Annotated in this window: 12 protein-coding genes and 1 tRNA gene; 9 read left to right on the top strand and 4 right to left on the bottom strand. The window is 58.4% G+C overall.

Annotation, left to right across the window (positions count from 1 at the left end; genetic code table 11):
• Nucleotides 1-187 precede the first annotated feature (187 nt).
• Nucleotides 188-1,873 (bottom strand): aspartate:alanine antiporter, encoded by a 1,686-nt coding sequence (locus BN1115_RS12910; RefSeq protein ID WP_011706282.1) that lies wholly within the window; start codon nucleotides 1,871-1,873, stop codon nucleotides 188-190.
• A gap of 773 nt (nucleotides 1,874-2,646) precedes the next feature.
• Nucleotides 2,647-2,722, bottom strand: a tRNA-Asn gene (locus BN1115_RS12905).
• 134 nt (nucleotides 2,723-2,856) lie between these two features.
• Between BN1115_RS12905 and uvrB the strand changes: the two genes are divergently transcribed.
• From uvrB to BN1115_RS12890, 3 genes are all read left to right on the top strand, one after another.
• On the top strand, nucleotides 2,857-4,869 hold the full coding sequence (uvrB, locus tag BN1115_RS12900; RefSeq protein WP_042657458.1) for an excinuclease ABC subunit UvrB: 2,013 nt from the start codon (nucleotides 2,857-2,859) through the stop codon (nucleotides 4,867-4,869).
• Nucleotides 4,866-5,129: a YkvA family protein gene (locus tag BN1115_RS12895; protein WP_042657457.1), complete on the top strand. Its 264-nt coding sequence runs from the start codon at nucleotides 4,866-4,868 to the stop codon at nucleotides 5,127-5,129. Before uvrB ends, BN1115_RS12895 begins: the two co-directional genes overlap by 4 nt.
• Nucleotides 5,130-5,298: 169 nt before the next feature.
• Nucleotides 5,299-5,946, top strand: coding sequence for a DedA family protein (locus tag BN1115_RS12890; protein WP_042657456.1), 648 nt, complete (start codon nucleotides 5,299-5,301; stop codon nucleotides 5,944-5,946).
• An 87-nt stretch (nucleotides 5,947-6,033) separates the two neighbouring features.
• Here the strand turns inward: BN1115_RS12890 and dsbB are convergent, their stop codons facing one another.
• Both dsbB and nhaB read right to left on the bottom strand, forming a co-directional pair.
• Complete coding sequence (gene dsbB, locus BN1115_RS12885; RefSeq protein ID WP_042657455.1) at nucleotides 6,034-6,555, bottom strand: disulfide bond formation protein DsbB; 522 nt, start codon at nucleotides 6,553-6,555, stop codon at nucleotides 6,034-6,036.
• 97 nt (nucleotides 6,556-6,652) lie between these two features.
• Nucleotides 6,653-8,233 (bottom strand): Na(+)/H(+) antiporter NhaB, encoded by a 1,581-nt coding sequence (nhaB, locus tag BN1115_RS12880; RefSeq protein ID WP_042657454.1) that lies wholly within the window; start codon nucleotides 8,231-8,233, stop codon nucleotides 6,653-6,655.
• A 333-nt stretch (nucleotides 8,234-8,566) separates the two neighbouring features.
• On the opposite strand from nhaB, the gene fadR reads away from it, so the two are divergent.
• From fadR to BN1115_RS12855, 6 genes are all read left to right on the top strand, one after another.
• Nucleotides 8,567-9,280, top strand: a complete 714-nt coding sequence (gene fadR, locus BN1115_RS12875) for a fatty acid metabolism transcriptional regulator FadR (RefSeq protein WP_042059071.1) — start codon at nucleotides 8,567-8,569, stop codon at nucleotides 9,278-9,280.
• A gap of 264 nt (nucleotides 9,281-9,544) precedes the next feature.
• Entirely contained in the window at nucleotides 9,545-9,685 is a 141-nt protein-coding gene (locus tag BN1115_RS21685) for a TIGR02808 family protein (RefSeq protein ID WP_005345965.1), read from the top strand.
• Between the two features lie 188 nt (nucleotides 9,686-9,873).
• Entirely contained in the window at nucleotides 9,874-10,431 is a 558-nt protein-coding gene (locus tag BN1115_RS12870; RefSeq protein ID WP_005336887.1) for a YaeQ family protein, read from the top strand.
• A 12-nt stretch (nucleotides 10,432-10,443) separates the two neighbouring features.
• Entirely contained in the window at nucleotides 10,444-11,328 is an 885-nt protein-coding gene (locus BN1115_RS12865) for an AEC family transporter (protein WP_042657453.1), read from the top strand.
• Between the two features lie 256 nt (nucleotides 11,329-11,584).
• On the top strand, nucleotides 11,585-12,049 hold the full coding sequence (locus BN1115_RS12860; protein WP_005360970.1) for a hypothetical protein: 465 nt from the start codon (nucleotides 11,585-11,587) through the stop codon (nucleotides 12,047-12,049).
• Nucleotides 12,050-12,332: 283 nt separating this feature from the next.
• On the top strand, nucleotides 12,333-14,168 hold the full coding sequence (locus tag BN1115_RS12855; protein ID WP_042657452.1) for a sigma 54-interacting transcriptional regulator: 1,836 nt from the start codon (nucleotides 12,333-12,335) through the stop codon (nucleotides 14,166-14,168).
• The last annotated feature ends 56 nt before the right edge of the window (nucleotides 14,169-14,224 follow it).

The raw sequence follows: 14,224 nt of genomic DNA, 5'->3' as shown, positions 1-14,224 counted from the left end.
GAGCAGAGCAGAGCAGAGCATCAGCCATCGTGGGGTAGGGGGAATACGTTTGTGGTTGAGGTCAGCGCAGATGGTTGCGTCAGGTGACGTCATACCAATGAGTATCTCTGCATCCCGCTAGCAAGGCAGATAGCAAGAAGGGAGCCTGAGGCTCCCTTCTTTGTTGGCGTAATTTGATAGCCGCTGGCTAGAACCAGAAGCCGATGATAAAGGAGCCCGCCAGGGTCAGCATCACGTTGGCCACCGCATAGGTACCGGCGTAACCGAGCGCCGGAATGGAGCTGTTGGCGGCCTCGTTGACCACATCCATCGCCGGAGCGCAGGTACGGGCACCGGTGATGGCACCGAGCAGCAGAGCGGGGTTCATCTTGAGCACCCAGACCCCGAACAGATAGCCCACCAGTACCGGTAAGGTGGTCACCAGCATGCCGGAGAAGAGCACCACGGCACCGACCTGGCTCAGATGGTCCAGTATGCCGCCGCCGGCTTTGAGGCCGGTGCTCACCATGAACACCGCCAGACCGAGATCCTTGGCCAGGCGCAGGGCGCCCGGCGGCACGTAGCCGACCGTGGGGTGGTTGGCGCGCAGGTAGCCCATCAGGATCCCCGCTAGCAGCAGGCCGACGGCGTTGCCCAGCCCGAACTCCAGCTGGCCGAACACCAGGGAGACGGAGCCTATCAGCAGCCCCAGCACGAAGAAGGTGGTGAAGGCCACCAGATCCGTGGTCTGGCTGTGGATGCTGATGAAGCCGATCTTGTTGGCCAGCAGCTTGACTCGCTGCTTCTCGCCGCTGATCTGCAGTACGTCGCCCTTTTGCAGCATGATGTTGCGATCGAACGGCATCTCTATCTGGGAGCGCACCACCCGGTTGAGGAAGCAGCCCTTCTCGGTGAGGTTGAGTTCCACCAGATGGCGACCCACCACCGCATCGTTTTTCACCACTATCTCTTCGGTGACGATCTGCAGGTCAAGCAGGTTGCGGTCGAACACCTCCTTGCCGTTGCGGTAGTTGACATCGAGCTTCTCGTGGCTCTCGGGGTAACCCACCAGGGCGATCTCGTCCCCTTCCTGAATGACGGCGTCGCCATCCGGGCTCGCCAGAATGCCGTTGCGGCGGATCCGCTCCACGTAGCAGCCGGTGTGGGGGTAGATGCCGGTCTCGCGCAGGGTGCGGCCGCCGATCCAGGCCGCCAGTTCCGGGCCGACCCGGTAGGCACGGATGATGGGCAGGTAGGTCTTGCGGCTCTCGTTGTCGGAGAGGCCGCGCTCGCGGGCGATCTTCTGCGCCTCGGTGTTGAGGTCGAGCCGTGCCAGCGAAGGCAGGTAGCGCACCACCAGCATCAGGCCGACCAGCCCCACCAGATAGGTCAACGCATAGCCGATACCCATGTTGTCGAGCACCGACTGCATGTCGGTCTGATGGGGCAGGTTGAGCAGGCCGCTGCGCAGGGCATCCTGCGCGCCCACCAGCGCCGGGGTCGAGGTGAGCGAGCCGGCCAGGATGCCGGCCGCCATGCCCGGCCCCAGGTTGAAGAACTTGGCCAGCCCCACGGTGAGGAAGAGGGCGGTCAGCAGGATCACCAGGGTGAGAGTGATGTAGTGGATGCCGTCACGCAGGAAGACGCTGAAGAAGTGCGGCCCCGCTTCGATCCCCACGCAGAAGATGAACAGCATGAAGCCGACGTTCTCCGTGGTGGCGGTGAATTCAAAACCCATCTGGCCGAACAGCAGGGCGGTAAAGAGCACGCCTATGGTGTTGCCGATCTGGAAGTTGCCGAACCTGACTTTGCCGAGCAGCAGGCCGAAGGCCAGTACCACGAACAGCAGCAGGGAGTCGCTTTGATGTAGCAGTGTCACAAAATCTATGGTCATGCCCGGAAAAACCGAGGAAAAAAGTGGGGTCGATATTGTGCCGTATCTATCCCCAATAAAGAAGCGCAACGGGACGATTAATCGGACGTTATCGGACGCTATTTGCGGACAAGGCGGCGGGATAGGGAGACAAGCGGATGAAATCAGGAGGTTTTTGCTGCCACAGCGGATGTCAATTAGTGAAAAATGCTACCCGCTACCGACGCGGCCCAGTCGTGGGCAATATTATAGATTCTGCTGTCCAGCCGGTCGCCGGAGCGCAGTTTCGGCATATTCAACCACAGGTGAGCCGCCGTGCTAACCATGCAAATATCGCTTGATTTTATCCGTTTGCTCACGGGAAAAAGGGCTGGCAAAAAGATGTCTCAGGAAAGTGCCAATAGAGCCTGTTGCCAGCCTGTTACAGCGTCCGCGGCAAAACAGCATAAAATCAGGTTTGCCAGCAAAATGGCTCCTCGCCGGACGCCATCACGGGCAATCCCGCGTCCTGACAGGGCTTGCTGCACTTACCCACAGAATCTGTGGATAACCCTGTTTATGAATCCTGTTCATCGCCCGCAAAGCCGCGCCACTACTGGGGTGCAAGTGCTGTTCAAAAAATACCGGAAGAAAAATGTTTGTATAAAAATCAAATAGTTATAAACGACAGGAGAAAGCTCTGTCGGGCCGGAACGGGTAACAAAAGGGAGCGTCAGCAGCAAGAGGGATCTTGTGCATTAAATTGGCAGGAGAGGGCACTAAAGTGGATAACTTGCACCGAGATGGTGAGGAATTGGCTCCCCCGACTGGACTTGAACCAGTGACATACGGATTAACAGTCCGCCGTTCTACCGACTGAACTACGGGGGAACATCAGGCAAGGAGGAGCATCATACAGAAGGTGTCCGGGGGGGTCAAGCCATTCGCGGGGGTGATGGCGCGGGTGTACCGCTGCCAGCCCCTCGGTTACACTGCTCCTCTGCTGTTTTGTGTCGGGAGTGTTCATGAGCAAATTGTTCAAGTTAGCCAGCCAGTTTCAACCCGCCGGGGATCAGCCCGCGGCGATTGCCCAACTGCTGGATGGCATCGAGTCGGGGCTGGCCCACCAGACCCTGCTCGGGGTGACCGGTTCGGGCAAGACCTTCACCATGGCCAATGTCATCGCCACCCTGAACCGCCCGACCATGATCCTGGCACCCAACAAGACCCTGGCCGCCCAGCTCTATGGCGAGATGAAGGAGTTCTTCCCCGACAACGCGGTGGAGTATTTCGTCTCCTACTACGACTACTACCAGCCAGAAGCCTATGTGCCGACCACTGACACCTTTATAGAGAAGGATGCCTCCATCAACGATCACATCGAGCAGATGCGATTGTCGGCCACCAAGGCGTTGCTGGAGCGACGCGATGTGGTGATCGTGGCCTCGGTGTCGGCCATCTATGGTCTGGGGGATCCCCAAGCCTACCTCAGCATGATGCTGCACCTGAAAGTGGGGGATGTGATCAACCAGCGGGATATTCTGCGCCGCCTCGCCGAGCTGCAGTACACCCGCAACGACATGGCCTTCCAGCGCGGCACCTTTCGGGTGCGTGGCGAAGTGATCGACATCTATCCTGCCGAGTCGGACAAGTTGGCGCTGCGGGTGGAGCTGTTTGACGAGGAGGTGGAGCGGCTCTCCCAGTTCGATCCCCTGACCGGCGCCATCGAGCAGACGGTGGTGCGCTACACCATCTACCCCAAGACCCACTACGCTACCCCGCGCGAGACCATTCTGGGGGCCATCGAGCATATCAAGGAGGAGCTGCGCAGCCGCCGCGAGCAGCTGTTGTCCTTCAACAAACTGGTGGAAGAGCAGCGCATCAGCCAGCGCACCCAGTTTGACATGGAGATGATGCAGGAGCTGGGCTACTGCTCCGGCATCGAGAACTACAGTCGCTATCTGTCCGGCCGGGCGCCGGGGGAGCCGCCGCCCACCCTGTTTGACTACCTGCCGGGGGATGGCCTGCTTATCATCGACGAATCTCACGTCACCGTGCCGCAGATCGGCGCCATGTTCAAAGGGGACCGCTCCCGCAAGGAGACCCTGGTGGAGTACGGCTTCCGGCTCCCCTCGGCGCTCGATAACCGGCCGCTCAAGTTCGACGAATTTGAAGCGCTGATGCCGCAGACGGTGTTTGTCTCGGCGACCCCGGGCCCGTACGAGCTGGAGAAGTCCGGCGGCGATGTGGTGCAGCAGGTGGTGCGCCCCACCGGTCTGCTCGACCCCGAAATCGAGGTGCGTCCGGTCACCACCCAGGTGGACGATCTGCTCTCCGAGATCCGCAAGCGGGTCGCCGTCGAGGAGAGAGTGCTGGTGACCACCCTGACCAAGCGGATGGCGGAAGACTTGACCGAGTATCTGGCGGAGCACGACGTCAAGGTGCGCTATCTCCACTCCGACATCGATACAGTCGAGCGGGTGGAGATCATCCGTGATCTGCGTCTTGGCAAGTTCGATGTGCTGGTGGGTATCAACCTGCTGCGGGAAGGTCTCGACATGCCGGAGGTGTCGTTGGTGGCGATTCTGGATGCGGATAAAGAGGGCTTCCTGCGCTCGACCCGCTCGCTGATCCAGACCATTGGCCGCGCGGCGCGCAACCTCAACGGCAAGGTCATTCTCTACGGCGATACCATCACCAACTCAATGAAGGTGGCGATCGAGGAGACCGAGCGGCGCCGTGCCCTGCAGCATGCCCATAACCTCAAGCACGGCATCACCCCCAAGGGGCTCAACAAGTCGGTGGGGGACGTGATGGACATGGGGGGCAGCCGCAGTGCAGGCAAAGCAGGCAAGGGGAGTCGCAAGGCCGCCGAGCCGCAAGGGGAGTACCACGCCCGCTCAGCCAGCGAGATTGCCAAAGAGATCAAACGGATGGAAGAGCAGATGTTCCAGCATGCCCGGGATCTGGAGTTTGAACAGGCGGCGGCACTGCGGGATCAGATCCAGCGGCTGCGCAGCGAGTTGATCGAGTCATGAGTGGCAAGCGCTGGCTGATCTGGCAACGACTGCGTCGTCTCTATCAGGGCTTTCGCCACCCTGCCACCCCCTGGTGGGCGAAGGGACTGGTGATCCTTATACTGCTCTATGGCATCAGTCCGGTGGATCTTGTTCCCGACGTGGTGCCCCTGCTGGGCTGGCTCGATGATGTGACCCTGCTGCTGGTGTTGTTGTGGGGCTGGGAGCGTTGCCTGCCCGTCGCTGTGCGCAGCGATCTGGAGCAAGCGCCTCATCGATAGGGTGGTCCGCTTCTTCGGGTTGCTCCTGATGCATCGCGTGGCAAGCTGCGGTAAAACGGTTTTATTTGACGTCTGCCACAGCGGGATGAAAAAGAGGCAGTCCCGAAGATTGTGACCCGGATCGCATTGGCGTAGACTCCACGCCGTTCACTTTATGGGTATGGAAAAAATGGATCTGATCCTCTTTGCTATCGACTTTATCCTGCACGTTGACGTGCATTTGAAAGAGCTGTTCGAGAACTATGGCGTCTGGGTTTACGCCATCCTGTTTCTGATCATCTTCTGTGAAACCGGGCTGGTAGTGACGCCGTTCCTGCCGGGTGACTCCCTGCTGTTTGCCGCCGGTGCCCTCACCGTGGGCAGCGTGCTGGATGTTCACACCCTGGCCGGGGTACTGATCATCGCGGCCGTGCTCGGCAATGTGGTCAACTACACCATCGGTCACTTCTTCGGTGAGCAACTGTTCCGCAATCCTGACTCCAAGATCTTCCGTCGCGACTATCTGGACAAAACCCATGCCTTCTACGCCAAGCATGGCGGCAAGACCATCATCATCACCCGCTTCCTGCCCATCGTGCGGACCTTTGCACCGTTCGTGGCTGGGATGGGGGCCATGACCTATCCGCGCTTCCTGGCGTTCAATCTGGTCGGCGGTCTACTGTGGGTACTCTCCTTCGTTTATGCCGGCCACTTCTTCGGCAATTTGCCGGTGGTGCGTCAGAACTTTACCCTGCTGATCTTCGGCATCATCGGCATCTCGCTGTTGCCCATGGTGATTGGCGCGGTCAAGGCCAAGATGGGCGCTGCCAAGGCGTAATCGACGGTCAGACAAAATACGGTCAGCCAGAACGAGAAGGGGGAGCCACGATGGCTCCCCCTTTTTAGTTCCACGCAGAGATGCAGATCAGTTGCAGCAGCGTCCTTTCACCAGATTGCCGATGGTCACCACGGTGAAGACCAGCAGATAGGCGGCGAAGATGACGACCAGCCACTGGGGCATGGAGTAACCGAAGAACTGCCAGGTGATCTGGGCACAATCCCCTTCTGGCATAAAGAGCCAGGGGAGCCACTGATCGAGCGGGGCCCAACTCGGGAAGTCGGCAAACGGGCTGCAGACGTTGAACGGGGAGGGGTTAACCTGATAGTCCACATGCTGGAGGGCCAGCTGGAAGCCGCGGAAAGCACTGTAGCCCCACAGCAGCATGGCGCTCCAGCGAACATACCACTTATCCGGCGCCACCATGCCGAGCAGACCGGCGGCCAGCACACCCAGGGTCGCCAACCGTTCGTAAACGCACATTACGCACGGGGAGAGGCCCAACACATGTTGGAAGAAGAGGGCGCACAACTCGAGGAACAGGGCTGATGCTGCCAGCAGACCCCAAGCCAGCCGATGGGCTGCGATACGGCGGAGAAACTCGATCATCTCATTGATCTCTCAGAAAAAACAGTGGCTGAATTAGAGCAGAGCGGGGCAGAAAAGAAAAGGGCCCTGAAGGGCCCCCGGGATCCGTAGTCACGGATTAATGAAGCGCTGGCTGCACTGCCGGCAGCGCACTCTCCATCACCAGCCATCCGTGCTGATAGAACCACTCGGTGGTCGGGGCGAGCAGCAACTCCACGGCGAAGAAGCCGACCAGTCCCAGCACTATGGTATAGGGCAGCGCCATCCAGACCATGCGGCCATAAGAGAGACGCAGCAGCGGCGCCAATGCAGAGGTGAGCATAAACAGGAAGGCGGCCTGACCATTGGGGGTGGCGACCGATGGCAGGTTGGTACCGGTGTTGATGGCCACCGCCAGCAGATCGAACTGGGCGCGGTCGATGGCACCATTGATCAGCGCAGTCTTCACCTCGTTGATGTAGACGGTGCCGACGAAGACGTTGTCACTGACCATGGAGAGCACCCCGTTGGCCAGATAGAAGAGGGCCAGCTGATTCTCCGGTTTGGCTGCCAGTACCAGCTGGATCACCGGTTTGAACAGCTGCTGATCGATGATGACGGCGACCACGCTGAAGAAGACGGCCAGCAGGGCGGTGAAGGGCAGTGCCTCCTGGAAGGCTTTACCCAGCGAGTGCTCCTCGGTGATCCCGGTCAGGGAGGTCGCCAGCACGATGACCGAGAGGCCAATCAGGCCAACGGCTGCCAGGTGCATGGCCAGACCGACGATCAGCCAGACCGCAATCAATGCCTGAACGATCAGCTTGGCCTTGTCTTGCTGGCTGCGTTTTGCCTCTTCGTAGCGGTTGTACTCCTCCATGATGGCGCGAACCGTGTCCGGCAGGCGGGCGCCATAGCCAAACCAGCGGAACTGTTCCACCAACACGCAGGTCAGCAGACCGCAGATAAATACCGGGATGGTCACGGGGGACATGCGAATGGCAAATTCGCCGAAGTTCCAGCCAGCTTGCTCGCCGATGATGAGGTTTTGCGGCTCGCCCACCAGGGTGCAGACACCGCCCAAGGCGGTACCGATGGCGGCATGCATCATCAGGCTGCGCAGGAAGGCGCGAAAATCGTCGAGATCCTGGCGATTGCGCTCGGCGACTTCCTCGTCATGGCTATGGTCGTGGGGATGGCCGAACTCCTTGCCGGAAGAGACCTTGTGATAAATGGCGTAAAAGCCTGTGGCGACGCTGATCACCACCGCAATCACGGTCAGGGCGTCGAGAAAGGCCGACAGGAAGGCGGACACCAGACAGAAGGAGAGGGAGAGCAGGATCTTGGATCGCACCCCGATCAGCAGCTTGGTGAAGACATAGAGCAGCAGCTGCTTCATGAAATAGATGCCTGCCACCATGAACACCAGCAGCAGCAGCACTTCGATATTGGCGACCAGCTCGTGCTTGACCTGATCGGCGGAGGTCATGCCGATCAACACGGCTTCGATAGCGAGCAGACCGCCCGGTTGCAGGGGGTAGCACTTGAGGGCCATGGCCAGGGTGAAGATAAACTCAACGACCAGTAACCAGCCCGCAATGAAAGGATCGAGGTGGAAGGCGATCGGGTTGATCACCAGAAATAGCAAGATGGCGCTTTTGTACCATTGTGGTGCATTGCCCAAGAAGTTCTTGGCGAATGCCTGCCCTAGGCTTATTGGCATGATAATGGGTCTCAACTTTGTTGTTAGGATCTGCTTCTATGCAGTCAAGGATGATTCGACCTGTGCCTCCGGATGTTGGCCTTTATCTGTCTGATTCCTCGTGATTTTAATCAAAAAGCGTGACGATTATAAATGATAGCCGATGGATCTCTGCCCATGTGCCTGTTTTATAACCACCTTGTCGGGGCTGGCTGGCTCCCCTGTGGTGATTAAATACATATTACTAACACTATATTTGCCATATGTGAGCAGAGGACTGACCTTATGCTTGCCAGCCATCTGCGCTTTGATATCATTCGTCAGCCTTTTTACGCATTACAACAGAGTCAATTCATGGTTATAAAAGCGCAGAGCCCAGCAGGGTTTGCCGAGGAATACATCATCGAGTCCATCTGGAACAATCGCTTTCCTCCCGGATCTATTCTGCCCGCCGAGCGTGAATTATCCGAGTTGATCGGGGTGACGCGGACTACCTTGCGCGAAGTGCTGCAGCGACTGGCCCGTGATGGCTGGTTGACCATCCAGCATGGCAAGCCGACCAAGGTGAACAATTTCTGGGAAACCTCCGGCCTCAATATTCTGGAGACGCTGGCTCGTCTGGATCAGGACAAGGTGCCGGATCTGGTAGCCCAGCTGCTCTCCGCCCGGACCCACATCTGCACCATCTTTATTCGCGGGGCGATCCGTCACAATCCGGAGCAGGCCGCCGAGATCCTGCGTGGCGCCGATGGGGTCGAGAACAACGCACAGGCTTATGCCGAGTTCGATTATCGCCTGCACCACCAGCTGGCGTTTGCTTCCGGCAATCCGATCTACGCCCTGATCCTGAACGGTTTCAAAGGGTTGTATAGCCGGGTCGGCAGCTATTACTTCTCCGACAAGCAGGCTCGCGAGACCGCAGATGCCTACTACAAGACCCTGCTCAATCTGGCCGAGACCAAGAACCACGAAGCCGTGTTCATGACGGTGCGTCAGTACGGTATCGAGTCCGGCAAGTTGTGGACCCGCCTGCGTCAGGACATGCCAAGCGATCTGTGCGACAACTGATCCCTTGCCTGTGCTGTCCAAGAAACGCGCCATCCGGCGCGTTTTTTTATCCTGCCGGTTTGTGTCTATGCTTGATTGGCGGTGGTAATTGCTTGAACTGCATGGATATTTGGCCAAAAAGTTTGATCCAGCGCAAATGAACCCTGCATTTATCACTTTGGTGGCATAGGACCCAACCGCTGATTGAGGTCAAATGGAGGCATCAAGAGCGGAGCCAATATCCGCCAGAAGGAACACACCTTTCACCGGATGAAGGACACAACAATGAGTCTTCTTGAACACACCATCTGGACAGTACTGGGATACGGGGCCATGCCCTTTATCTTTCTGAGCGGATTCGTGGCGGTGGCAGTGACCTGTTGCATGCTGCTGAACGCGTTTGGAGTACAGTCCGCCGAGAAGTGAGTCGCTTCTCATGCCGCCAAATGCCAGTCTTCGGACTGGCATTTGTTTTTTGTGTCTTTTAAAGCACTTATCCCGACAGGGAAGGGGAAATGTTTGGTCAGGATGGTCGAACCCGTCGCCGATTTTGATTACACTGGCGCCCGTATTTTTCAATCATCTTTCTCTTATCCAGGTGTTCAAGGTTTTCTATGGCTCTCAAGGCAACCGTATTCAAGGCCCAGATCAGTTTGTCTGATATGGATCGCAATCTGTATCAGGACTTCTCCCTCACGCTGGCCCGCCACCCCTCCGAAACCGATGAGCGGATGATGATCCGGCTGGCGGCCTTTGCCTGGCACGCTGCCGAGCGACTGGAATTCACCAAGGGATTGAGCGCCGATGATGAACCCGAGCTCTGGTGCAAGAACTACTCGGACGAAATAGAGCTCTGGATCGAGCTGGGCCAACCCGATGAAAAACGGCTGAAAAAGGCCTGTAACCGCGCCCGTCAGGTGGTGCTCTATCTCTACGGTGGTCGTGGCACCAGCGTTTGGTGGAAGCAGAACCAGGGCAAGCTGAGCCAGCATGACAACCTCAGCATCATCGAACTCTCCGACAGCCAGACTCTGCCGCTCACCGCCATGGTCGAGCGCACCATGCAACTCACTTGCACCATTTCCGATGGTCAGCTCTGGGTCAGTAACGGCGCACTGGAAGTGACGCTGGATCCGGTGGTGCTGATGGGCAAACCGGCCCGCGAACTGTAACGGACGCCGCCCATGTTCAGCGCCTTGCTCAATATCGTCATTCCGGTGTTCGGTGTGGTCGGGCTCGGCGCCCTCTATGGGCGATTGCGACCGGGGGCCGCGCTCGGTTACGTCAATCGGGCCAATATCGAGCTGTTTACCCCGGCGCTGGTCTTCTCCGCGCTGGTCAAGTATCCGCTGGCGCTGGCGGAGCATATGCCGCTGATTGCGGCGGGGGCGCTGGTTATTCTGTTACCCGGTCTGCTGCTCGCGCTGCTCAAACTCAAAGGGATTGAGCGGGCAGCCCTGATCTTGCCCGCCATGTTCCGAAATACCGGCAATCTTGGTATCCCCTTGATGGTGCTGGCATTTGGCGAGCAGCAACTGGGGGCCATCGTGATCCTCTTTGTGCTCTCCAATCTGCTGCACTTCTCGGTCGGCATGTTTATCCTATCGGCCAATACCTCCCGCTGGCTGTGGCTGCGCAGCCCGGTACTGTGGGCCGCGCTGGCCGGTTTGCTGGTGGCCAACCTGCACATTACGCTGCCGGAATATGTGGTGACCACGGCCTCGCTGCTCGGCCAGATCTCGGTGCCCCTGATGCTCTTTGCGCTGGGTATTCGCCTGATGGAGGGAGAACTTGATCACCTGGGCCTCGCGCTCAAGTGCAACCTGCTCTATCTGCTGGCGGGGGGATTGTCGCTGCTGCTGGCGATCTGGCTGTTGCCGCTCAAGACGGAGTGGATCCCGCTGTTGATGTTGTCGGTTTCCTTGCCCCCTGCGGTCTTGAATTACATGCTCTGCGAGCAGTATCACTGTCAGCCGGAAAAGGTGGCCAGTATCGTGCTCGGCGGTAATGCCCTCTCTGTACTGGTGATCCCGCTGGCGGTCTGGTTGGCACTTCATCTGCCTGGCTAAGCCAGATTGCATTGGTGCGACTCACTGGCCAATTGCTTGATCGAACCGAGTCACAGTCGCTCGCATCTCATCCTTGCAGGGGAAAGTTAGCCTATCAGGATCAGCAAGCTCTTCCATGCCATCTCTGCCCATCATTGCCTCCGTGATACATCTGTCGTCCCCGTATCCGACCCTGAGCCCCATGGCTAACGGCGACAGCTATAGTATAAAAAGAGCTGACTGACACTGTTTAACCAATGCCAGTGAGGGAAACCGGATGAGCACAAGTGAGCAATCTGATCCTGTGGGGCAGGCAAAATCGCGCTATGACCCGGCATTACCTACCGGTTATGACTGGCGCAGACACCGCCGTTTTATCCTCAGTGGGGGTGGTTACAAGGCAGAATGTCGCCGTCGCAACTGGTTTTTGGAGTTGCTCAACCCGGTGCCCTATGTGGTGGTGCGCGACATAGCCATCGGCGGCATCGGTATTCTGGGGGCCATACGGTTGAAAGAGGGTGATGAGCTGGTGATTGCCATTCCCTCTGGCGAGAAGCTGCGCGGTCTGGTCGTGAGATCCCAGCCAGACCCACTTTTTCCCAAACTCTATCGCACCGGTATTCGTCTGCATCGTTATCCGACGGCCGAGCTGTTTGCCCGCTGGCAAAGTTACATTCAGCCGCAAGATAAAGCGGATTTCGACCATGAGTGCCAAGTCTTGAAACAGGTACGCGGCGCGTGAGCCAAATGTAATATCAGAGGTTGTTTTCCCCACAGTCAGCATGATCCGTCGATGGAGTCCGCAGATCAGCAGGCTTGGCTGACCCGAGTGGTTTATCTCACTGCATGTGTTTTCATCTTTATGTTTTTATTGAATTTTATCTGTGCCTCTGAAGTCGCGGAGGATGCGGGACATTTTCCCTTTTCGTGATCCCCCCCGAAGTAGTTCCCCCTGATATCCCTTAGTATCTGGCCAGCATGGCTCCCTTTAGGGGGAGGATAACAAGAACAAAAAGGAATGATGGATGAGATCCGTGAGCAACCAGTGTCTGTTGATGCAGATCCAGCCGACCATCTTGCGCTTTGCCAAGATGCTGGCGAGTGTGCTGCAGCTTGAGGTCGAGATTGTGGATGCCGATATGGTTCGGGTGGCTGGCACCGGGCCCTATGGCAAGTTCTTCGGACGTCAGCTGGAGGGGGATTCCCGCCTGCTGCGCTATGTGATTGATAACCAGCGGGAGAAGATAGTTACCCACACCAGCGATGATCCGGTGTGTGACGGCTGTACCTGCAAGGAGAGCTGCCGTGAGCGCGCCTTCCTCGGGGTGCCCATCATGGTGGACGAGCGCTGTATCGGGGTGATCAGTCTGGTGGCCTTCAGCGACGAGCAGCAGGCGCGCCTCAACAACAATCTGCAGGATGTGTGTGACTATGTGCGCCACATCTCCACCATCTTTGTGGCCAAATTGCTCGATTCGCGCGGGCTGTCGGACGGGGTCAACAAGGTGTTCCTCAATCTGATGACCAACATGGATCAGGGTTGCCTGCTGCTCGATGACAAGAGTCAACTGCTCTATGCCAACGAGGCGGCGCTCCATCATCTGGGTTGCCAGCAGGAACAACTGCAGGGGCGCGAAGTGGGGATCCGCCCGCTTACCTTCTCCCGCCAGGGACTGAGTGGCCATATCCAGCACATCATCACCTTCGAAGGACGTCAGGAGCTGATCATCGGCCAGCTGCACCATGTGCAGGGCCAGCAGCTCTTTCTGATGGCCTTTCACCAATCCCACTCCGGTCTGGTTCAGGAGCCAGATCCGGATGTGCGGATCGATCAGTTGATCGGCGAGAGCAAGCCGATGCGCACCCTCAAGCGGCTGTTGCACCGCATCGCCCAGAGTCCCTCCAGCGTGCTGATCTGCGGCGAGAGCGGCACCGGTAAAGAGGTGGTGGCCCGCGCCGTCCATCGCTTGAGTCCCCGTCAGGATAAACCTTTCATCGCCATTAACTGCGCCGCCATTCCCGAACAACTGCTCGAGAGCGAGCTGTTTGGCTATGTGAAGGGATCCTTTACCGGCGCCTCCAGCGGCGGCAAGCAGGGCCTGATTCAGGCGGCCCATCAGGGTACCCTGTTCCTCGACGAGATTGGCGACATGCCGCTCACCATGCAGGCCAAGCTGCTGCGGGTGCTGGAGCTGCGGGAGGTGACCCCTATCGGGGCCAGCCGGCCGGTGCCGGTGGATATCCGCATCATCGCCGCCACCCACCAGCATCTCGATCAATACATCGCCGAAGGGAAGTTTCGTGAGGATCTCTACTACCGCATCAACGTCATCCCCCTCAACCTGCCGCCGCTGCGGGAGCGGGAAGGGGACGTGGAGCTGCTGACCCACTACTTCCTCAACCTGCACACCAGCCGCATTGGCATCGTCTATCCCGGTCTGGCGCCCGAGGTGATGGCACTGCTCAAGGGGTATCGCTGGCCGGGCAACGTGCGTGAGCTCAGCAACCTCATCGAATATCTGGTCAACGTCAGCCAGGCGGGCGAGGTGATCGACGCCAGCCTGCTGCCCCCCAATATCATCCGCAATCAGGAGCCCCATCGCGTCACCGCTCAGTCGATCCCGGTGACCAACCTGGATGCGGCGTTCAATGTCCCTGCCGCCGCACCGCTCGCGGCTATGTCGGAGAAGCTGCCTGACTCCGTCCCGGGTGAGAGCGGCCTTGAGAGCATGGAAAAACAGATGATTGAAGAGACCCTGCAGCGGCTTGGCAACAAGAAACTGGCCGCACAGGCGCTGGGGATAGGGATTGCCACCCTCTATCGCAAGATAAAGAAGTACGAGATTGCCGTGCAGAGCTGAGGATCTGGCGGCGTCTACCCGGCCCGTGTCGTTTATCGGATGACACGGGCTTTTTA

Source organism: Aeromonas allosaccharophila (genome assembly GCF_000819685.1).
GTDB lineage: Bacteria > Pseudomonadota > Gammaproteobacteria > Enterobacterales > Aeromonadaceae > Aeromonas > Aeromonas allosaccharophila.
Note: the sequence above shows the minus strand (reverse complement) of the source record. Positions and strands in the feature narration are given on the sequence as shown.